Annotated in this window: 21 protein-coding genes and 1 pseudogene; 11 read left to right on the top strand and 11 right to left on the bottom strand. The window is 34.0% G+C overall.

What is annotated here, in order from left to right; genetic code table 11:
* Positions 1-30: 30 nt before the first annotated feature.
* The 4 genes from C8P67_RS10930 to gdhA form a co-directional block, all read right to left on the bottom strand.
* Positions 31-984 carry a hypothetical protein gene (locus C8P67_RS10930; protein ID WP_115813208.1) on the bottom strand — a complete coding sequence of 318 codons (954 nt, stop codon included), beginning with the start codon at positions 982-984 and terminating at the stop codon, positions 31-33.
* Positions 985-987: 3 nt separating this feature from the next.
* The gene (locus C8P67_RS10925; protein WP_115813207.1) at positions 988-2,433 is read right to left on the bottom strand and encodes an MBOAT family O-acyltransferase; all 1,446 of its coding nucleotides are present in this window, start codon (positions 2,431-2,433) and stop codon (positions 988-990) included.
* A 39-nt stretch (positions 2,434-2,472) separates the two neighbouring features.
* Positions 2,473-4,767, bottom strand: coding sequence for a type IX secretion system anionic LPS delivery protein PorZ (porZ, locus tag C8P67_RS10920; RefSeq protein WP_115813206.1), 2,295 nt, complete (start codon positions 4,765-4,767; stop codon positions 2,473-2,475).
* A 201-nt stretch (positions 4,768-4,968) separates the two neighbouring features.
* On the bottom strand, positions 4,969-6,312 hold the full coding sequence (gene gdhA / locus C8P67_RS10915) for an NADP-specific glutamate dehydrogenase (protein WP_115813205.1): 1,344 nt from the start codon (positions 6,310-6,312) through the stop codon (positions 4,969-4,971).
* Between the two features lie 301 nt (positions 6,313-6,613).
* Between gdhA and C8P67_RS10910 the strand changes: the two genes are divergently transcribed.
* Complete coding sequence (locus C8P67_RS10910; protein ID WP_115813204.1) at positions 6,614-7,399, top strand: THC0290_0291 family protein; 786 nt, start codon at positions 6,614-6,616, stop codon at positions 7,397-7,399.
* A 62-nt stretch (positions 7,400-7,461) separates the two neighbouring features.
* Here the strand turns inward: C8P67_RS10910 and C8P67_RS10905 are convergent.
* Positions 7,462-8,610: pseudogene (locus C8P67_RS10905) on the bottom strand (cystathionine gamma-synthase); the annotation flags it as partial.
* A 156-nt stretch (positions 8,611-8,766) separates the two neighbouring features.
* Positions 8,767-9,222 carry a DinB family protein gene (locus C8P67_RS10900; RefSeq protein WP_115813202.1) on the bottom strand — a complete coding sequence of 152 codons (456 nt, stop codon included), beginning with the start codon at positions 9,220-9,222 and terminating at the stop codon, positions 8,767-8,769.
* A gap of 77 nt (positions 9,223-9,299) precedes the next feature.
* On the opposite strand from C8P67_RS10900, the gene C8P67_RS10895 reads away from it, so the two are divergent.
* The 6 genes from C8P67_RS10895 to nadD all read left to right on the top strand — a co-directional run bounded on the left by C8P67_RS10895 (position 9,300) and on the right by nadD (position 13,395).
* A complete protein-coding gene (locus C8P67_RS10895; protein ID WP_115813201.1) occupies positions 9,300-9,650 on the top strand; it encodes an arsenate reductase family protein in 351 nt (116 codons plus the stop codon).
* 400 nt (positions 9,651-10,050) lie between these two features.
* On the top strand, positions 10,051-10,911 hold the full coding sequence (locus C8P67_RS10890) for a YicC/YloC family endoribonuclease (protein ID WP_115813200.1): 861 nt from the start codon (positions 10,051-10,053) through the stop codon (positions 10,909-10,911).
* Between the two features lie 10 nt (positions 10,912-10,921).
* Positions 10,922-11,662 (top strand): hypothetical protein, encoded by a 741-nt coding sequence (locus tag C8P67_RS10885; RefSeq protein ID WP_115813199.1) that lies wholly within the window; start codon positions 10,922-10,924, stop codon positions 11,660-11,662.
* 23 nt (positions 11,663-11,685) lie between these two features.
* Positions 11,686-12,258: a guanylate kinase gene (gmk, locus tag C8P67_RS10880; RefSeq protein ID WP_115813198.1), complete on the top strand. Its 573-nt coding sequence runs from the start codon at positions 11,686-11,688 to the stop codon at positions 12,256-12,258.
* A gap of 106 nt (positions 12,259-12,364) precedes the next feature.
* A complete protein-coding gene (locus C8P67_RS10875; protein ID WP_115813197.1) occupies positions 12,365-12,727 on the top strand; it encodes a four helix bundle protein in 363 nt (120 codons plus the stop codon).
* Positions 12,728-12,813: 86 nt separating this feature from the next.
* On the top strand, positions 12,814-13,395 hold the full coding sequence (nadD, locus tag C8P67_RS10870; RefSeq protein ID WP_115813196.1) for a nicotinate (nicotinamide) nucleotide adenylyltransferase: 582 nt from the start codon (positions 12,814-12,816) through the stop codon (positions 13,393-13,395).
* On the opposite strand, the gene C8P67_RS10865 is transcribed toward nadD, so the two are convergent.
* The gene (locus C8P67_RS10865) at positions 13,396-14,292 is read right to left on the bottom strand and encodes a LysR family transcriptional regulator (RefSeq protein ID WP_115813304.1); all 897 of its coding nucleotides are present in this window, start codon (positions 14,290-14,292) and stop codon (positions 13,396-13,398) included.
* 99 nt (positions 14,293-14,391) lie between these two features.
* Here C8P67_RS10865 and C8P67_RS10860 point away from each other — a divergent pair, with 99 nt between their 5' ends.
* The 3 genes from C8P67_RS10860 (at position 14,392) to C8P67_RS10850 (ending at position 17,713) form a co-directional block, all read left to right on the top strand.
* Entirely contained in the window at positions 14,392-15,162 is a 771-nt protein-coding gene (locus C8P67_RS10860; RefSeq protein ID WP_170141449.1) for a type 1 glutamine amidotransferase domain-containing protein, read from the top strand.
* 92 nt (positions 15,163-15,254) lie between these two features.
* Positions 15,255-16,418, top strand: coding sequence for an iron-containing alcohol dehydrogenase (locus tag C8P67_RS10855; RefSeq protein ID WP_115813195.1), 1,164 nt, complete (start codon positions 15,255-15,257; stop codon positions 16,416-16,418).
* Between the two features lie 299 nt (positions 16,419-16,717).
* Positions 16,718-17,713 (top strand): NAD(P)H-dependent glycerol-3-phosphate dehydrogenase, encoded by a 996-nt coding sequence (locus C8P67_RS10850; protein WP_115813194.1) that lies wholly within the window; start codon positions 16,718-16,720, stop codon positions 17,711-17,713.
* Between the two features lie 172 nt (positions 17,714-17,885).
* Here C8P67_RS10850 and C8P67_RS10845 read toward each other — a convergent pair whose 3' ends face one another.
* The 3 genes from C8P67_RS10845 to C8P67_RS10835 all read right to left on the bottom strand — a co-directional run bounded on the left by C8P67_RS10845 (position 17,886) and on the right by C8P67_RS10835 (position 20,047).
* Entirely contained in the window at positions 17,886-18,293 is a 408-nt protein-coding gene (locus C8P67_RS10845) for a hypothetical protein (protein WP_115813193.1), read from the bottom strand.
* A gap of 277 nt (positions 18,294-18,570) precedes the next feature.
* Positions 18,571-19,590: a phenylalanine--tRNA ligase subunit alpha gene (pheS, locus tag C8P67_RS10840; protein WP_115813192.1), complete on the bottom strand. Its 1,020-nt coding sequence runs from the start codon at positions 19,588-19,590 to the stop codon at positions 18,571-18,573.
* 100 nt (positions 19,591-19,690) lie between these two features.
* Positions 19,691-20,047 (bottom strand): hypothetical protein, encoded by a 357-nt coding sequence (locus tag C8P67_RS10835; RefSeq protein ID WP_115813302.1) that lies wholly within the window; start codon positions 20,045-20,047, stop codon positions 19,691-19,693.
* 160 nt (positions 20,048-20,207) lie between these two features.
* Here C8P67_RS10835 and C8P67_RS10830 point away from each other — a divergent pair, with 160 nt between their 5' ends.
* Positions 20,208-20,708, top strand: coding sequence for a CvpA family protein (locus tag C8P67_RS10830; RefSeq protein WP_115813191.1), 501 nt, complete (start codon positions 20,208-20,210; stop codon positions 20,706-20,708).
* 106 nt (positions 20,709-20,814) lie between these two features.
* Here the strand turns inward: C8P67_RS10830 and C8P67_RS10825 are convergent, their stop codons facing one another.
* Positions 20,815-21,561 (bottom strand): tetratricopeptide repeat protein, encoded by a 747-nt coding sequence (locus C8P67_RS10825; RefSeq protein ID WP_115813190.1) that lies wholly within the window; start codon positions 21,559-21,561, stop codon positions 20,815-20,817.
* Positions 21,562-21,624 lie beyond the last annotated feature (63 nt).

The following is a 21,624-nucleotide window of genomic DNA, read 5'->3' as shown; positions in this document are numbered from 1 at the left end:
ATTCCTAAAAAATGATACTTTAATTAAAAGCTAGTTCAACTTGTTTGCTTTTAAGACACTTGCAAATTTTTTAGTAAATATTTCAGCACCTCTTTTATTTAAATGGCTTGCATTATAAAAAAATGCTTTATCAAAACATATTGGATCATTTGAATAATTATAAAATTTTAAATCATAAAGTTTTGAAAATTTTGCATATATGGCAATCACTTCCTTTCTATTTGATACAAATTTTTGTCCATCAATATACTCAGGTGTATAAATCAAAATCAAATTTATTTTCATTCTCTTGCATTCTTGAATAAAGGTCTCAAATAACTCAATATTTTGCTTATCTAATTTTGCAACATACTCTTTTTGTTTGGATTTAACTTTTTCAAAATCAGTACTCCATTCCCTATCCATACCTAAAAAACCATTTTTTCGATATTTTTTTGCAGGTTTTCCATTTATAAGTATTTCTTTGCTTGTTTTTAATACTTCTTTTTTTCCTATATATCGGATAATTGGAATATAATAATCTAAATTATTATAACCTATATATGAACTTGTAAATTTTTTAATATTAGTATTCCACAGCATATATGGAAGATATTGATCCGATTTATATAAACCTGTACCTTTTTCCAAAGAGAAAACATCAACAGCTAGAATTATTGTTTTAGGCTTCTTATTATATTTGAGAAATTCTAAGTGACGTAAATATTGTAAATCAAAACTATGTCCATCATTTCCAAAATTATAAGCTTTTAAATTCAATGAATCAGTAATTATCTGAGAATCAATATGTACCCATGCTCTTGAAGAACCGTAAATTGCAATATCACAATTTGCATTTGAATTATAAATATCATTCATAACTTCAAATTCACCAGGAGGTTCATTCGATTGGCTTAGAAAATATGAAACTACATAGTCAAAAGGATAAGATATAATTAACAAAGGCAAGACAAAATAAAATATCTTGAGAATAAACTTTTTCATATACTAAAACTGGAAATAAATAAATTGCTGTTCTTTACCACTGAACCAAAAGATTATAACTATAATCAAATAATATAGTGAATATCTAAAAACTGGCTTCCAATTAGTCACTTTTGCAATAGCAAACTGATTTTCTCTTCCCATCCATTCAATAACTATAAAAATAAATAATAAGATAAATAATGTTTTTTTAGAATCATCTTGGTCATATTTAGGAAAAGTAAATAATGAACTTGAAAATATTTCCGAGATGTAATTAATAGCATGTTCTAAATTATTTGCTCTAAAAAAAATCCATGCCAAAATGGTTAAACTAAAAGTGAGTCCCATCTGAAAAATTTCTTTGACAGTTGGCAAATATTTTCCTTGAGCCACGATGTCCAGATTATTACGATTTGTATTAAAAACAATAGAAGGCATAATATACAAGGCATTAAGCAAACCCCAAACAATAAAAGTCCAATTGGCACCATGCCAAAATCCGCTTACTAAGAAAATAACAAAGGTATTTCTAACTTTCATCCACGTACCCCCCTTGCTTCCTCCTAATGGAATATATAAATAATCTCGAAACCAAGTTGAAAGTGAAATGTGCCATCTTCTCCAAAACTCTGCAATATCTCTTGAAAAATAAGGGAACGCAAAATTCCTTAATAAGTCGACACCAAAAAGCCGTGCTGTTCCAATTGCAATATCTGAATAACCTGAAAAATCACCATAAATTTGAAATGAAAAAAATATTGCTCCTAGCACAAGGGTACTTCCCGAATATTCAGATGAATTATTAAAAATTATATTGGCATGTTGAGCACATTGATCTGCAATTACAATTTTTTTGAATAATCCCCACAAAATTTGTCTTAAGCCATCAACTGCCTTGGTATAATCAAAGGTTCTTTTTTTCTGAATTTGAGGTAAAAGATGTGTTGCTCGTTCAATAGGCCCGGCAACCAACAGTGGAAAAAAACTAACAAACAAAGAATAATCAATAATATTTTTTTCTGCTTTTATTCTGTCTTTGTAAATGTCAATTACATACGACAAGCCATGAAAAGTATAGAATGAAATTCCTATAGGCAAGATCACATTTAATGTCCAAGGATTTACATGGAACCCAAAATTAGAGACTGCATCTGCAAATGATTGAATAAAAAAATTATAATATTTAAAAACACCTAGAAAACCTAGATTTATCGAAATACTTAACCAAAACCAAAAATTTTTAGTTCTTTGATCTTTTGATTCAGACATTTTTATTCCGGTAAAATAATCCAATAATGTGGAAAAAATCAATAAAAATAAAAACCTCCAATCCCAGCAGGCATAAAAAAAATAACTTGATGCAAGCAATAATAGATTCTGAAATTTGAGTGATTTATTTGTCACAAACCAATAAAGAAGAAAAACGATTGGCAAAAAAATTGCAAAATTTAGAGAGTTAAAAAGCATCCTATGCGTTTATAATTATGTATTTCATTTTAATTTTTTTTATCTTATAATCATCACTTTCTTAACCTTTGTTTCTCCGCCATCTTGAGCAGATACAAAAATCATATATACTCCTGATGCCACTTTGTATTTACCAAAAGCAGTCGTATCCCACTCTAAAGTTCCTCCCTCGGTAGTGGCTTCGAAAACCAGATTGCCGGCAACATCAGTAATTTTTACATTGGCTTTATTGAGCAGTCCATTTATTTTTACTGTTCCTTGATATTCTGGACGAACAGGATTAGGATATACATATACATTATTTAAGTCATCGCTAGCGGATGTCGCAATTCCTTTGAAAGAAATTATTCCCTTGGAAGTGGCAATAAAAACTTCGCCGGTACTGCTATTAATACTAATATCATTTATAACATTGCTGGGCAAAGGAGAATTGTCTGAAGTAAAATGGTACTTGGTCTGCTGGCCGTTTGGAGAAACCAAGAATACACCAGCATCTGCAGTTCCAATCCATTTCTCATTGGCACCATTTACTTCAATATCGGTTATAAATTGCTCATAAAGCAATTCCTGAGCCAGATTATCTTCCATGATAATAATACTTTCGGTTGTAAGCTGGCTTTCGGTTTGAAAATCATTTACATTATACAAAACTCTCAATCCTTTTGTAGTACCAATCCAAAGCTGATTTTTAGTATCTACAGCAAGAGTCCGAACATCTTGCACGGGCAGATTTCCAAGGTCTGTGCCAAAAGTAATTTTCTTAAACGTATTACTGCTTTCATTAAATCCTATCACTCCATTTATGTTGGTCGACATCCATTTTGTCCCATATTTATCGATATCCAGTTTGTTAAAATCATTACTGCCCGGTGCTGTTATAATTTTGCCCATTGCATAACTCGTCCATTGCCCGCTGGAACTCATCATTTTTAAACCATTGGAAACTCTTGAGTTATTAATCCATAAATTTCCCGATTTATCAAAAGCTGTTCCGCCAATTCTAATATCAATGTAATTGGGATCTGGGGGACTAACTGTTAAAGATTCTAAACTGCTGTTGGTTTGATTATAAAGAATTGCGGGAACATCGTCTTTAATTTTCAATAATCCTGAAAAATAAGAGCTCGCGTACACTTCTCTCTCATTCGATGGATTGATTGCAATGCGCGTCATGGATTTGGCACCAAGCACCTCCTCAAAAGGAATATTCAGCCATCCAGCTGCTGAATATTTGCTAATTCCATAATCATCCAATCCATAGGGATTATAATCAATATCATAATCACCATATACTGTCCAAAGCTGATTCTGTGATGCCTGCAGAGCGAAAATATTATTCCGGGAAGGACCAATTGGAGTTATGTTTTCAAAGGCTGCATCGCCCGAAAGTGAGGCTGTAATCAATCCATTTTCAGTTGTGCCTATGTAAATTATGTTACCTATAATTGTTGCACAGCTAAAAGTGGATTTCATACCAATAATCTGGTCTTTATTTATTTGACGTTCCAATACCATCTGTTTGTTATATATCAAGACACTATTAGGCGTTGTTATAATCAGATAATCGGTAATAGCTCTAAAATTGACCGCCGACTCTGGCAATTGCAAAAAGCCATTAAATATATTTGTGGCCGAATCATATTTATGAACATAGCCAGCTGTATTTACAGCATATAAAGCTGTATCAAGTGAAGCGACTCCAACCCAATTACCACCTGCGGTAACTTGCCATTGGTTGTAATCTATTAAATTAGGATTGGCTGCATCTCCTTTTCGAATACCGCTTGATGTAGCTGCGTAAATAAATCCGCTGTAAATGGCAGTTTGAAAAACTTTAATTTCGGCTCCATTGTCTCCTATAAAATAAGTATCTCCAAACTTGGAAGTATTTAAATTGTATTGCACAATTCCAAAATCGGTGGAAACATATACGATTCCGTTATATTCAATAAAATTGTTGATACGTTTTATATTGGCGGGTAAACTTTTGTTGATAATATCGACTACTTTGAGCATCGAACCATCGGCTTCGTTAATGATGATCAATAATCCATTTTGATATCCAACGATGGTTTTATTGAATGCTGGACTGTGATAAAGTGCTGTTATAGTTTCGCCCGAAAGACCATCGACTGTTGTGGTGGTTTTTATAATGTTAGTGCTGTTATTTTTGGAAAACAAGGCATTTTCGGAAGCGGCGTAAACAGCTTTTGGCGATTCGGAAACTGCTTTGATTTGGGTATAAGAAAAATATCCCTGCCAAGACAGATTGCTTTGGGCAAAAGTGATTTGGACCAAAAATAAAAAAAGCAGATATAACAGTCTTTTTTGCATTGAACAACAAATTGGTTCACAAATATAATACAAAGGGAAAGAGATTTTATATTTCAGATACCGAATGAAGCAAAAATAGTTTTTTTTGATTTTTACTTTAGTTGACTGCAAAAAAAATGCCTTTAATCTTTACAGAAAAAGGCATTCATAAACATAATTAAATTCTGCAGACTGATTTCGCAATCTGAATTCTAAAAGACCTTATACCACTCCTTGTGCAAGCATGGCATCGGCTACTTTTACGAAACCTGCAATATTGGCACCTCGTACATAATCAGTAAAACCTGTGGCATCTGTACCATATTTTACACACGAAGCGTGAATGTCCTTCATAATATTTTTTAATCTTTCGTCCACTTCTTCTGAGGTCCAGCTTAGGCGCAATGAGTTTTGTGACATTTCAAGTCCTGATGTGGCTACGCCGCCAGCATTAGAAGCTTTTCCTGGTGCAAATAAAATTTTAGCTTTTTGAAATACGTGAACAGCTTCTGGTGTTGAAGGCATATTTGCTCCTTCGGCAACACAGATACAACCGTTAGCAATAAGCATTTTGGCTTCCTCTTCATTCAGCTCATTTTGTGTCGCACAAGGCAGCGCTACATCACATTTTATTTCCCATGGACGTTTATCGGCTACATATTTTGCATTTGGATATTTTGCAAGATAATCGCTGATTCTTCCTCTTTGCTCATTTTTAATTTCCATTATATGTGCTAATTTCTCCGTATCAATTCCGTCAGCATCATAGATATATCCAGCAGAATCTGATAGCGTCACTACTTTGCCTCCCAATTGAGTTGCTTTTTCGGCTGCGTATTGTGCTACGTTTCCAGAACCAGAAATAACTACTGTTTTTCCTTCAAAACTTTCTCCCTTTGTAGCGAGCATACTTTGTGCAAAATAAACATCTCCATATCCAGTGGCTTCTGGACGAATTAATGAACCTCCAAAAGAAATTCCTTTACCAGTTAAAACTCCCGTAAATTCATTTCTCAATCTTTTAAATTGGCCAAACATGAATCCTACTTCTCTTCCTCCTACACCAATATCTCCCGCAGGAACATCAGTATCAGCACCAATATGTTTTGATAATTCGGTCATGAAAGCTTGGCAGAAACGCATTACTTCATTATCTGATTTACCTTTTGGATCAAAATCGGCTCCTCCTTTTCCTCCGCCCATTGGTAATGTAGTCAAACTGTTTTTGAAAGTCTGCTCAAAAGCCAAAAACTTCAAAATACTTAAATTTACAGAAGGATGAAAACGAATTCCTCCTTTATACGGACCTATAGCTGAGTTCATCTGAATACGGTATCCTCTATTTACTTGTGTGTCCCCTTTATCATCTGTCCAAACTACACGAAACATAATAATACGGTCTGACTCGACCATTCTTTCCAAAATCATTTTGTTTTGGTATTTTTCATTTTCTTCGATGAAAGGAATCACTGTTTCAGCAACTTCGGTAACAGCTTGCATAAATTCCGGCTCATTCGGATTTTTTTTGGCAACTAATTCGATAAAATCGGTAATACTTTGTGACATGATTTTTAAATTATAAACGTTAGAGAAACGCTTCCGTTAGTTTTGCAAATATACACCTTATTAAGACATTTTAACTTTTTTAATACTACATTTAAGTAAAATTATCTTTTTATTAGTCATTTATAAAAAATTCAATATATGAAATAATGTTTTTACGAAATCGATATAGTATTGATAAAAATTATAAAGATATACCCTTTTTTCTAAATTTTATTTTTTTATTATTTATTTTTTACTGTTTAACAAATTCTATATTAGCACTTTTTATATCTTTGTCCAGCCACGAAAATGCTACCTACTTATGCCTAAATTAAAAATAATCACATTATTACTCTTAATTGGTTTACCATTTACTTCTTTTTCCCAAGCAGGAATCACGCATGAATTAGGTGTTATTGCTGGACCAGTCCAATTTCGATCTGATTATGGACAACGCGACGATGCAGAAACCAATATAAACAATATGGGTTTTGGAATTGCTTTTGTTGACTATTTGAATTTCTCATATACTGATTTTGTAAATGATTATTTTGCAGAACATTTCAAAGTAAGAAATGAATTCTCGTACAGTAAAACAAATTTACAGCATTATGGAGAATGGGTAGACAAAAACACTCCCGCTGCAAAACAGCTGCAGGCGATGCGGGGAACAACTCAATTAATCAATTTGGGTATTCAGCTTGAGTACAGCTTCCTTCATATTCATGATTTTGAGAGAACAGTTGGGAGTTTTAATCCGTACATCGGTTTAGGACCACAGATCAGTTATTATAACGCCACAGCTACTTCTGAATTAGGAGAACTTGGAAATATAATTACTACTTATCCTAAATATTTAGTCCCATCAGACGGACGTCCTCACGGATATTCTAACGAGAGTAAAGCGGTTTTTTCTGTAGCTCTAAATCTTGGGACCCGCTACAAACTCACTTCAATGTCTGATCTTATATTTGATGTAAGAGCTCAATATTTCAGTTCAGACTGGGTTGATGGACTTAACCCTAATGAAGATTTGTTTAAAGAAAACAAAAACAACGATTGGCTGACGTCTATCAGTATTGGATATATTTTCTATTTGGAACATTAGAAAAAACACCATTTATATAAAAAAAATCCAACTTTAATTTATAAAGTTGGATTTTTTAGTTTTTATGCTAATGCCTGAGTTAAATCAGCAATCAAATCATCGGCGTCTTCAATACCGACACTCAGTCGAACCAAATCATCTGTAATTCCGACTTCTTTTCTTTTTTCTTCTGGAATAGAAGCATGAGTCATTAAAGCTGGGTGATTGGCTAATGATTCTACACCGCCAAGAGATTCTGCCAACGTAAACACTTTTAGTTTTTCAAGAAACTGTATTGCATCTTCCTTTTTACCAGAGCTAAATGTGAAAGAAACCATTCCGCCAAAACCGCTCATTTGTTTTTTTGCAATTTCGTGATACGGATGATCTGGCAATCCTGGATAATAAACTGTTTTTATTTTAGGATGATTATTTAGAAACTCAACTACTTTAGTTCCGTTTTCGCAATGCCTTTGTACTCTTAAATGCAGCGTTTTAATTCCTCTAAGCACTAAAAAACTATCCATTGGTCCAAGGGTTGCTCCTGTTGCAAATTGCTGAAAATGCAATTGATCTCCTAAAGCATCATCTTTTACAATTAAAGCTCCTGCTATTACATCTGAATGCCCTCCCAAGTATTTAGTTGCTGAGTGCATTACTATGTCAGCTCCCAAGTCCAATGGCTTTTGCAAATAAGGCGTGGCAAAAGTATTATCGACTGCAAAAAGAATATTGTTTGCTGTAGTTATTTTGGCAATTTCCTGAATATCGGCCAATTTCATCAAAGGGTTTGTTGGCGTTTCTACCCAAACTAATTTGGTGTTTTCATTAATAAGTGACTTGAAATTATACAAATCATTCATATCTACAAAATGAAATTTAATTCCGGAATCCTTGTAAATTCGGGTAAACATACGGTATGTTCCGCCGTATAAATCGTCCATCGCAATGATTTCATCGCCTGCTTTAAAGGATCGTAAAATACAATCGGTAGCCGCGAGTCCTGATGAAAAAGCCAATCCTCGTGTTCCGTTTTCGATACTTGCCAAAGCGTTTTCCAACGCTGTACGTGTCGGGTTTGCAGCACGGCTGTATTCGTAATCGGGATTCAACGGTTTTCCTGGACTATTTTGTACAAAAGTTGATGTTTGGTAAACGGGTGGCATTACTGCGCCTGTACTCGGATCGTGATGCTGGCCTCCGTGAATGACTTTGGTATTGAATTTCATCGCTTTATTTTTTTCTACTGTTCAACTTTTTTAACTATTGGGGACAAAAAAATTAGCCACAGATTAGAAAGATTAACACAGATTACACATAAATAATCTGTGTTAATCTTTCTAATCTGTGGCAAAAATTTAGTACACTTGTTTTACTCTTTCAACCGATTACACGAACTTTCGAATGCTCATCATAATTCCGATATGCAGTCCTTCATGAAAATTGTTGAACTCAATTGCTCCTACTGCACTTTTTAAAATAAATCCTGTGGAAGTTGGATATTCCTGATAATTTACAAAAATACCGTTGCTGTAATCTGCTTCTAACTTATGTAAGGTATCAAACAGCAATGTTTTAATTTCATCTGCTTCTGCTTGAGTTACATCCTTTTCAGGTTTTGTTCCTTTACGATATTTTTCGACCATTTCGTCAGAAACCATCATTGGCAATCCTGATAATTTATAAACCAATATTTGCTGCGTCACAACAATATGAGCAATATTCCAAATTAAATTATTAGTAAACCCATCTGGAATTTTATTCAGCTGTTCTAACGTATAGTTTTCAAAATAAGCATTCAGCATTTTTCTGCTAGTGCTGTTAACTTCAAATGTATCTTTCATCTGTTTTATATTTTTGCATAAAATTAAACATTTTAAAATCAAATGTTTTCCTTTGCATTTAGAAAACAGAAAAAATAATGAACAAAATATACTACCTCGCTTCGTGCGACACTTGCCGAAAAATTATAAAATCACTACCGGAAGGACATAATCTGGCTTTTCACGATATTAAGCAAAACCCAATTACTGTTGAAGAACTGGAAGAGATGCATAAGCTTTCGGGAAGTTATGAAGCTTTGTTCAGCAGAAAGGCACAATTGTACAAATCGATGGATTTAAAGAACAAATCCCTTACCGAAGATGATTATAAAAAATACATTTTGGAACATTACACTTTCCTGAGCCGTCCAGTTTTTATTATTGATGACAAAATATACATTGGCAATTCTCAGCAGAATATTCATCAGGTGATGAAAGTACTGGGGTAATGTATTTTTTTTGCCACGGATTAAAAGGATTAACACTGATTTTATTTCTCAATATTTGAGAAAATCTGTGCTAATCTTTTAAATCTGTGGCTAATTTAATAAGTCTTTTATAGAGACCTAACAGGTTTTTGAAACCTGTTAGGTCTAAGATGCCTAAAAAAATTACAAATGTTTCTCTTTAGCCCCGATTGAAGTGGAAATCCTTGTGGGCTGGGGTTCAGCCCGCAAGATTGTAACGGAAAGCGGGACCAATGCCTGCTAAAAATGCCTAATGTTTCTGCTCCAAAAAAAGAATCAATTTTCGTCTTCTCGAAAAATAATCTGTGTTGTGACGCACTGATTACTAAAAACTGACCACTGACCACTTTTTTCTTATCTTTGAACACTTTTAGAAAAATATATGATACAATCGATGACTGGTTTTGGTAAAGCGACTTTGCAATTGCCAACCAAAAAAATTACGGTAGAAGTAAAATCTTTAAACAGTAAAGGTTTGGATTTGAATGTGCGAATGCCTTCGCTGTACCGCGAAATGGAACTGGGTTTGCGCAACCAAATCGCCCTGAAACTGGAGAGAGGGAAAGTGGATTTTTCGATTTTTATCGAAAGTACTGCCGAACAGACTTCGACCAAAGTCAATGTGCCTATCGTAAAAGCATACATCAGTCAGTTACGAGAGGTTTATGCCGATGCCGATGAAACCGAATTGATGAAAATGGCCGTACGCATGCCCGACACGATGAAAATTGAACGCGAGGAAATCGACGAAAATGATTGGGCACAAATCCAAACTGCCATCGAAGAAGCGTTACAGAACATCTTAAATTTTCGCAAAGACGAGGGGAAATCATTGGAAAATGAATTTCAGTTGAGAATTGGGAACATTCGCCAATTTATGAATGAAGCATTGGAACTTGATCCGGAACGTGTTCAGGCGATTAAAGATCGTTTGCAGACTGCTATTTCTGAATTGAAAGTTAATGTTGACGAGAACCGTTTTGAGCAGGAATTGATTTATTACTTAGAGAAACTTGATATTACTGAAGAAAAAGTCCGCTTGACGAATCACTTAGATTATTTCCTTGAAACCATAAACGGAACGGAAGCCAACGGTAGAAAACTTGGATTCATAACACAGGAAATGGGACGTGAAATCAACACGATGGGTTCCAAATCAAATCATGCACAGATGCAAAAATTAGTGGTTCAGATGAAAGATGAATTGGAAAAAATTAAGGAGCAGGTGTTAAATGTTTTGTAAAGTTTAATTAATGAAAAATGGTTTTATTTTATTTTTTGCCTTCTTATTTTTTGGTTGTAATAATCCAAAAGAAAAAAAGAATTCAATCATCACAAAAAAAGAAAAAACCATAATTGTTAAAAAAGATAGTGTTAAAACAATTAATGAAATTGTTTTAAGAGAAAGTTTTATTGACAGTACAAACATTGGAGAAAAAGGAAAATATAAAGTAGAGCTCAATTCATATAACAATATGGATAGTACTTATGTCGAAATTAAATTCTCCGAAAAGCAAGAAAATCACTGGCTTGAAAAACAAAAAATAGTTTTACCTAAAGACGGAGTTGTGTCTTGTGATCCAAAAACTACTGATTTTAATAATGATAAATTAAATGATTTTACATTTCAGTCATCTGTTGCTGCACGTGGAGCAAATGAAATTCGGACATTATTAATTTTTGAAAAAACTACTGGAAAATTGAAATTAATTAGAAATTCAGATAATTATCCAAACTTGCAATATAATGAAGTCTTAAATTGCATTGATTCTTGGATGGTTTATGGAGGAACTTCAACAGTTTTTTTAAAAATTGATCACTATACTTTGAGAGAATTTGCAGGAGTTGAGCTATATGATAATTATAGAGAAGTTTATCTCGTTGGCAAAAAAGGAGAGCATAAGACTTTAAAGAAAGAAAAAATTAAAGATTTAGAAATTTATACAAGATTTAAAAATTTTAGTCCATTAATAGAAAATGAAACTGCAAATTAACATTTGCATTTACAATAATACCAATGAAAAAAGGAAAATTAATCGTATTCTCGGCGCCATCTGGATCTGGGAAAACCACTATAGTTAGACATTTATTAAAGCAGGAAGACTTGAATTTGGAGTTTTCTATTTCGGCCGCGACGCGTGAAGCCCGTGTAGAAGAAGTAAGCGGAAAGGATTATTACTTTATGTCTTTGGCAGAGTTTAAAAATCATATCCGAGCAGAAGATTTTGTAGAGTGGGAAGAAGTGTATCGCGATAATTTTTACGGTACGCTAAAAAGCGAGGTTGAACGCATTTGGGCGCTAGGTAAAAACGTGATTTTTGACATTGATGTGGCCGGCGGTTTACGCATTAAACATAAATTTCCTGAAGAAACTTTGGCAGTTTTTGTAAAACCTCCAAGTGTCGATGAACTCAAAAGAAGGCTGAAAGAACGCTCCACCGAAAGCGAAGATAAAATCAATATGCGAATTGCAAAAGCTTCGGTAGAACTGGCAACTGCACCTCAATTTGATGTGATTATCAAAAACTATGATTTGGAAGTGGCTCTTGAAGAAGCGCATCAGCTGGTGAAGGATTTTGTTTCTAAATAGTCCTTAGTAATTAGATTTTTAGTCCATAGCCCTCATGATTATTTCTAAACGACAGAGTACTAAAATCTAAGGACTGCTTTAACAAAATATAAAATTAGAGATATTTATGAGTGGGATTAAATCATACAAAGAATTACTTATTTGGCAAAAAGGGATTAAAATTGTTGTTTTAATTTACAAACTCACTAAGGATTTCCCAAAAGAAGAAATATATGCTCTAACAAGTCAGTTGAAAAGAGCAAGTGTGTCAATTCCTTCTAATATTGCAGAAGGTTTTGGACGACAAACCGACAAATCATTCAATCATTTTTTGAATATTTCAAGAGGTTCTTTAAACGAATTAGAAACACAATTAATAATCGCAAAAGAACTAGAATTTATTCAAAATGAAGATATATTCAATGAACTTTTATTCTTAATTGAAGAAGAAGGTAAAATGATAAATGCTTTTTCAAAAAATTTAAAATAGTAATTGTTAATCCCTAGTTTTTCAATCTTTAGCACATAGCAACTAAGGACTAAAAAACTAAGGACTAAAAAACTAAGGACTAAAAAATGAAAATCGGTCTCTATTTCGGAACGTTCAATCCCATACATATTGGGCATCTTATCATTGCCAATCATATGGCAGAACATGCCGATTTGGATCAGGTTTGGATGGTGGTTACACCGCATAATCCGTTAAAAAAGAAAGCAACTCTGCTTGATGATTATCATCGTCTGCAGATGGTTTATCTCGCCACAGAAGATTTTCAAAAAATAAAACCATCTGACATTGAGTTCAAATTATCGCAACCCAATTATACCGTAAATACACTGGTTCATTTACAGGAAAAATATCCTAATCATGAATTTTCCTTAATTATGGGCGAAGACAATTTAAAGTCATTACACAAATGGAAAAATTATGAAGTGATTTTGGAACACCGCGATATCTACGTTTATCCCCGTATTTCTGCCGAAGCCGAGAATCTAGAACTAAAAAATCATCCTAAAATCCATTTAATTGATGCTCCTATTGTGGAGATCTCATCGACTTTTATTCGGGAGAATGTGAAGAAAGGGAAAAATGTCCAGCCTTTATTGCCTAATAAAGTCTGGGAATATATTGATCATAATAATTTTTATAGAAAGTAACTACCCCAAAACCCCTTTCAATTCCGTTTCTATATCCTGAAAAAAAGTACTCATATTATCTTTTTTCCCAGATAATAAAAATACTTCTGTACTTGGCATTTCTTTGCTGTTCCAAAGTAACTGCAGTTTTTTTTCCTGAATCAGATTTTTGGCATTGCAATTCCAAGTTACTGCAACTCCTGTATTTTTACTGAGGATTTCGAGCATTTCATATTCGGATGGGATGATATAATTGGCCACAATCGAAGGCCTTTTTTTAGCAAAAACATGAAGCCAGAATAATTTAACGTGCGGAATTCCGGCATCGTGGCTGTACCACTTTTGTTCATTCAGCCAGTTTTCAATTGCCGTAAAATCTTTATTTTTAATTGCTGTTTTTAATACGGTAGAATCGATCTCGGTGGATCCAACAATAATTTGTTTAATATCGCCGACCTTTTTCTGAATCGTATCAAAAGTGTCAAACTTCTTGGTTACGATTGCAAAATCCAATTTTTTGGTATTTACCAAATCAAAAAGCGAATCGTTATTATGAAACGTGAAATCGATAAAATCAAATTTTGCGACCAATGCGCTCCCGATACTGCTCATCAAATGTTTGGAAATACCAACTGACAATAATCGGTTGGCATTGAAAGCTTTGGCTCTAAATCCGTTCTCTACATTTTCCAATCGGTCTAACGCATCTATAATCAGATTATTGAGTAACTTAGCGTATTCCGTTGGTTCTACCCCTTTGGACTTTCGATTAAAAAGCTTATAACCGACATGTGCCTCCAACATTACTATCTGCTGACTTACAGCAGGCTGGCTTATAAATAATTCTTTGGCCGCCAAAGAAAAATTTCCGTTTTTATACACCGATTTAAACGTTCGGTACCATTCAAGATTAACCATTATATAAATAAATTTATCACAAACATAATTTAAATTATTTTTACTGATACCATATTCGTCATAAATTTGCTCATCGATAAATATCAAATAAATAAAATCATGAAAAAAATAAGTCTATTAACAATCGTATTATTAATTGCAGGTTCCTTTATAGCAGCTGCGCAAAAACAAAATAACAAAAAGATGAAAAAAGTATTATTCGTAGTTACCAGTCACGATCAATTAGGTAACACAGGAGAAAAAACAGGATTTTGGACCGAAGAATTGGCTGCGCCATATTATGCATTATTGGACAAAGGAGTGATTATTGACATTGCAACTCCAAAGGGAGGACAGCCTCCAATAGACCCAAAAAGTGCTGATCCTTCATCAGCTACCGAAGACACCAAACGATTTGACGCCGATAAAGTTTTATTGGAAAAACTAAAAAACACCAAAAAATTAGCAGATGTAAATCAGGCTGATTATGACGCTGTGTTTTATCCTGGAGGTCACGGACCGCTTTGGGATTTAGTTGAAGACAAAAACTCTATCGCTTTGATTGAATCTTTCTATACGCATAAAAAACCAGTTGCTTTTGTATGTCATGCTCCTGCTGTTTTAAAAAATGTAAAAGTAAATGGTGAATTTTTGGTAAAAGGAAAAAAAGTAACCGGATTTGCTAACACTGAAGAAGATGCTGTTGGATTGTCCAAAATTGTTCCTTTCTTACTAGAAGACGAGTTACAAAAAAATGGAGCTATATATTCCAAAGGAGCTGATTGGGGAGCATACGCAGTAGAAGATGGTTTATTGATCACAGGTCAAAATCCAGCTTCATCTAAACTAGTTGCAGAAAAATTATTGGTACAATTGAATTCAAAAAAATAATCAAAGCTGCTGAGATTCTGAGATGCTAAGTGAGTTAAAAGAACTTAGCATCTCAGAAACTTAGTAACTTAGTATCTCTAAAAAAAATCATCATGCTGAATTTCGAATTATACAATCCTACAAAACTAGTTTTTGGTAAAGGACAAATAGAAAAATTAAACACATTGATTCCGGCCAATGCCAAAATTCTTCTTGCTTATGGAGGCGGAAGTATTTTTGCAAACGGCGTTCACGAGCAGGTGCGCAAAAGTCTGGAAGGTTACGATATTGTCGAATTTGGCGGAATAGAAGCCAATCCGAATTTTGAAACTTTGATGAAAGCCGTTGCTGTTATCAGAGAGCAAAAAATTGATTTTATTCTAGCAGTTGGCGGTGGAAGCGTTATTGACGGCGTGAAATTCATATCGGCAGCCGTTCCTTTTGAAGGAGATCCAATTGATATTCTTAAAAAAAGAATTCTTTTCAAAGAAGGTGCGAATGTCGTTCCATTTGGAACAGTTTTGACTTTGCCGGCAACAGGAAGTGAAATGAACTCGGGCTCGGTGGTGACTATTGCAGCTACTCATGAAAAACTGGATTTTGGCGGTTCTGCTTTATTTCCAAAATTTTCTATCTGCGATCCTACCGTAATTGAATCATTGCCAAAAAAACAATTACAAAACGGAGTTGTAGATGCCTACACTCACGTGCTGGAGCAATACCTGACTTATGTGCATGAGGGATTTTTACAAGACCGAATTGCTGAAAGTATTTTACAGACATTAATCCAGATTGGCCCAGATGTCGCAGAAAATCCAACGGATTATTCTTTGGCATCCAACTTTATGTGGAGCTGTACTATGGCATTAAACGGATTAATTCAAAAAGGAGTTCCAACCGATTGGGCTACTCACATGATTGGACACGAATTAACTGCTCTTTACGGAATTGACCATGCCAGAACACTTGCAATTATTGGTCCTAACCTCTATAAAGTAATGTTTGAAACCAAAAAAGGAAAATTGGCTCAATACGGAAAACGTGTTTTTAATTTAACTGGAACCGAGGAAGAAATTGCTGAGCAGGCCATAGAAAAAACGATAACTTTTTTCCAAACTATGGGAATGAAAACCCTGCTTTCTGAAAACGCTGAAAACATTGAAAAAACTGCCGATTTTATTGTTGACCGTTTTGAAAAAAGAGGCTGGAAAGCCTTGGGAGAAAAACAAAATATTACTTTAGAAAAAGTAAAAGAAATTGTTTTAGCAAGCTACTAATCAGATTGTTCCAGCTATTCATAAAAAAAAGGCGCTCATTTAACCACAATGGACGCCTTTTTAAAATACTAAAACAAAACTAACTAACTCAAAATTCATATTCTTACTTAAACATTTTATTTATAATCACTTACAACGTAAGTGTTGTATAAATATTGTATAAAATCAAAAAAAAATATAAATAATTTATTTTTTTGGCAAAAGACATTAAAAAGCCCTGTAAAATCCATACTTGACAAAAAAATTAATTTGTGTTATTGGTGTATTTTTAAGTACTTTTGGTGAAATTTAATAACAAAATGGCCGATAATTTAAAATTTGCAGTGATTGGTGGCGGAAGCTGGGCTACTGCTATAGCTAAAATGTTGTGCGTAAATCTTCCCGAGATTTCATGGTATATGCGAAATGACGCTGCCATTGAACACATAAAAAACCACAAACACAATCCAAATTATTTGAGTTCTGTTGAGTTTGATAATAAAAAACTAAAACTTACGAACGATATTAATGAAGCTGTTGCTTATGCAGATTACATTATATTTGCGATTCCTTCCGCATTTTTAAATGCTGAATTAGAGAAACTAACGGTATCTTTAAAAGATAAAATTATTTTTTCTGCTATAAAAGGAATCGTTCCCGAAACCAGTTTAATTGTTGGGGAACATTTTCATTATAAATACGACATTCCATATTACAATATTGGAGTAATTACAGGTCCTTGCCATGCAGAAGAAGTTGCATTGGAAAGACTCTCGTACTTAACCATTGCCTGCGGCGATCCTGAAAAAGCTTCAATAGTTGCCAAAAATTTATCTGGAAACTATATCAAAGCGAAAATATCAGATGATATCATAGGTACTGAATATGCCGCAATGCTAAAAAATATTTATTCCATCGCAGCAGGTATTGCACATGGATTGGGTTATGGCGATAATTTCCAGTCGGTGATTATGAGCAATGCTATTCGTGAGATGAAAAAATTCATCAAAAAAGTGCATAAAATGAAGCGAAACATCAATGATTCAGCCTATTTGGGAGATTTATTGGTGACAGGGTATTCTGTTTTTTCGAGAAATCGAATGTTCGGAAACATGATTGGGAAAGGCTATACCGTAAAATCGGCGCAAATGGAAATGAGCATGGTTGCCGAAGGTTATTATGCCGTAAAAAGCGCCTATAAACTCAACCAAGGTTACGGTGCCAGCACACCAATTATTGATGCTGTTTATGCTATTTTGTATGAAGGAAAAGAAGCCAAAGCAGTATTTAAAAAACTAACTGAGGAGCTTGATTAGATCGCAGATTTTAGTCTTCAGATTTCAGATTGAGTAAACAATAAAAAAAGGCATTTTCTAATTTAAGAAAATGCCTTTTTTGTTATTATTGAATGAAAGAAAGCTGAAATAGTTTACTCTCATCTTCATAAGACCTAACAGGTTTTTAAAACCTGTTAGGTCTCCGATTTTATTATTTCACCATCACTCCATCAACAAACAGCAACGGCACTTCTTCCACATCGGTTTCATTGATGCTGTTGGCTTTGAAGATAAATTTTTTGTCATATAAAGTGTTTCCAATGAAATAGGTTATCATAAACTCATTATTAAGTGCCAATACACTTTTTTCGATCATTTCGATTTTTACCACCGAAACTGCCGGAACTTCCATAAATGCATGACGCAAAAGAGAGGTTTTCTTCATTTCGCCGTCGATGGTTCCAAAGGCTTTGGAAACAACCATAACGCTGTCTAGCTGAAAATCGCTGTCATTTATTAAGTAAGCATACCATACTTTTTCCATAAAATCGTCGCTCCATTCCTGGACGGCGGCAAGGAATACATTTTCTACTTCTGGAACGGTAATGTCGGATTTCATTGGATTTCTGATTTTTGATTGATGATTAACGATTTTTGATTTAAACTTCTAAATCAAAAATCGTTAATAAAAAATCTTAAATTTTTATTTATTGTGGCCTTAAACTAAATATCTTAAATCTGGAATGTCCTAGCCCAGATGGGAGCGACATCCTTTTATGCCGGGGTTCGGCATAAAAGATATAGTGGACAGCTGGAAATAGCTCCTTATATTGATTATGATTAACTTTTTTCAATCCTTCTGAAATCAAAAATCGTTGATCAAAAATCTTAAATCTTTATATACTCGCTTTGAATTGCTCCAAGAAACGTACATCATTTTCATAAAACATACGGATATCGCCAATTTGGTATAATAGCATCGCGATACGCTCAATTCCCATTCCGAATGCAAATCCGTTGTATTCGGCAGGATTGATTCCGCAATTGGTAAGAACGTTAGGATCTACCATTCCACAGCCCATAATTTCCAACCAGCCTGTTCCTTTTGTGATACGATAATCGGTTTCGGTTTTTAAACCCCAATAAATATCAACCTCGGCGCTTGGCTCAGTAAATGGAAAATAAGATGGACGTAAACGGATTTTTGATTTCCCGAACATTTCTTTTGTGAAATACAAAAGAGTCTGTTTCAAGTCGGCGAAAGAAACGTCTTTATCAATGTACAAACCTTCTACTTGATGAAAAATACAGTGTGAACGTGAAGAAACTGCCTCATTACGAAAAACTCGCCCTGGAGAAATAGTTCTAATTGGCGGTTTATTGTTTTCCATATAACGCACCTGAACTGATGAAGTGTGCGTACGCAATAAAATATCAGGATTGGTCTGGATGAAAAAGGTGTCCTGCATATCACGAGCTGGATGATATTCCGGCAGGTTCAATGCTGTGAAATTGTGCCAATCGTCCTCGATTTCCGGACCTTCTGAAACGTTGAATCCAATGTTCGAAAAGACATCGATAATTTGGTTTTTTACCAATGAAATAGGGTGACGGGAACCAATTATTGAAGGTTCTGCCGTACGGGTTAAATCACCGTAAAATCCTTTAACTTCTTCTTTGCTTGCTAAGGCTTCCTGAATGGTTTTTACCTTGTCTTCGGCAGAAGTTTTAAGTAAATTGATTACTTGTCCAAATTCCTTTTTTTGGTCGTTTGGTACGTTTTTGAATTCAGCAAAAAGATCTTTCAGCAAACCTTTGGTTCCCAAAAATTTTATTCTAAATGCCTCTAGTTCTGCTGGATTTTGAGTAGAGAAAGCCTGAGCTTCACCAATATATTCTTTTATCTTGTCTATCATTGTCATTCCGTAATTGAGAGTGCGAATTTAAGGAAAAGTTAGAAGTTAGAAGTTAGAAATTAGAAGTTTTTCTAATCATCTGTTCCAAAATCTTAAATCGTTAATCGATAAGCTCTTTTTCCAGAAAATAATTGACAATTGCTTCTTTCATCAAAACAGATTGTTCTCCAGCCTTTAGGGCCGGCAATTGTTCTTTTACGATATAATGAGGCCAGCCGTCTTCGTCAAAATAATCAAATTCGTAGAATCCATAAGGCTCCAGCAACCTGCAGATAGCAATATGCATTAAATTGAGCTTCTCGTCTTTTTTGAATTCACGGTGTACTTTTCCTAATTCCTGTACTCCTATTAAATAAATTATGGCATCCAAATCCAAATCTTCACCTTGCGAAAATTGATTGGAAAGTATATCTACAAGCCGTTCCCAGCGTTCTTTTAGTTGTGTGTCTCTTGACATTTTGATTTTTGATTTTTGACTGCAGATTTTTGACTGCAGATTTATTCCACAGATTTTCAAAAAATGAAATCGAATTATTTACAAAGATAAGAACTTGAAAATTGACAATGGTTACCGATGAATTCTTTTATCTTTGCGCTTTTAATTTTAAAATAAAAAAATGAGTTTTTTTGACATTATTATAGGTGGATTATTGTGTTATTCACTCTTCAAAGGAATTAGAAACGGATTATTTGTTGAAATGGCTTCGTTCTTTTCGCTTATTCTTGGTATTTACATTGCTATCAAATTTTCGGATATATTGAGGAATATTTTATCAGGCTGGCTGCATTGGAATCCTTACACTATTCAAATTTTTGCTTTTATCCTAACTTTTATTATTGTAGTTGTCGGTATTTATCTGATGGGCAAATTCCTGACCAACTTAGCCGATTTTGCTTTTTTGGGCTGGATAAACAGTCTTGGCGGCGGTTTTTTCAGAGTACTGAAAACCATTTTAATCATCAGTATCTTTTTTACAATTTTCGAAAAAATAAATTACCATAATTTTTTGGCCAAAAAAGAAACTTTGGACAAATCCATTTTCTTTAATCCTGTTCAAAAAATCGCTGGATTTATATTCCCTTCTATCGAAAAATGGTACGATAAAGCAAGAAAGTAGTTTTCAGAAAGCAGATTGCAGTAAACATTATACAAAAGAACAGCCCGTAGTTGAAACTATGGGCTGTTCTTTTATAAAACAAAATTGTCAATTCACAGACTGAACACTAATTCTTCACTTCTTTTATCGCTTTGCTGTCAATCCAGCCTTCGGTTCCATCTGTTAACTGAATTTTTTTCCAGTTATCGAGAGTTTCTTCCACATATACTTTTGTTCCTTCATGCAAAATAAAAATGGAACTGCTCGCATTTTGAGGTTCGCTTCGCACATCGGCAGATTGCGCAAAAACGATCGCAGGTCTTTCGTTTTCAAAATGACTTTTTTCGAAAAAGGCAGATGCAACACTCATTAGCATAAATAATAAAACGATAAACATTCCAACAAAGAAAAGCCTTTTAATAAGTCCTGTTTGAGAAAAATAATAACCGATAAACAACACAAGAAATAATACCGAAAAGCCAACAGCAATATATGCCCAAGTATCGAATGGATAAATTCCTGTGAAATCACGGAGAAGTTTACCAAAACCAACTTTTGGTATTACCTTAATTTCATCGACAGTTCTTTTTTGAGCAAATTTAATATTGTTTAATGCGGCTGCATTATTGGGGTCCAAAACTAAGGCTTTCTCGTAATTATAAATCGAAAGAGCTGTTTGCTGCAGTTTATAATAACAGTTCCCTAAATTAAAATACAGCTGCGCAGACTCTTTATTTGTTGCCAAAACAGATTCATATTCTTTGGCAGCAAGATCGTACTGGCCATTTTTATACAAATCATTTCCTTTTTCAAAGCCTGTCTGGGCATAGAAAACTTGTGAGATTAATAATAGTATGTAAAAAATATTTTTCATTTTCCTTTTTTAAGTTTCTAAGAATCTAAGTGACTAAGATTCTAAGTTTTGTTTGTATCTAAA

This window comes from Flavobacterium aquicola (assembly GCF_003385115.1).
Lineage (GTDB): Bacteria > Bacteroidota > Bacteroidia > Flavobacteriales > Flavobacteriaceae > Flavobacterium > Flavobacterium aquicola.
This window is presented reverse-complemented; position numbering and strand designations above follow the sequence as displayed.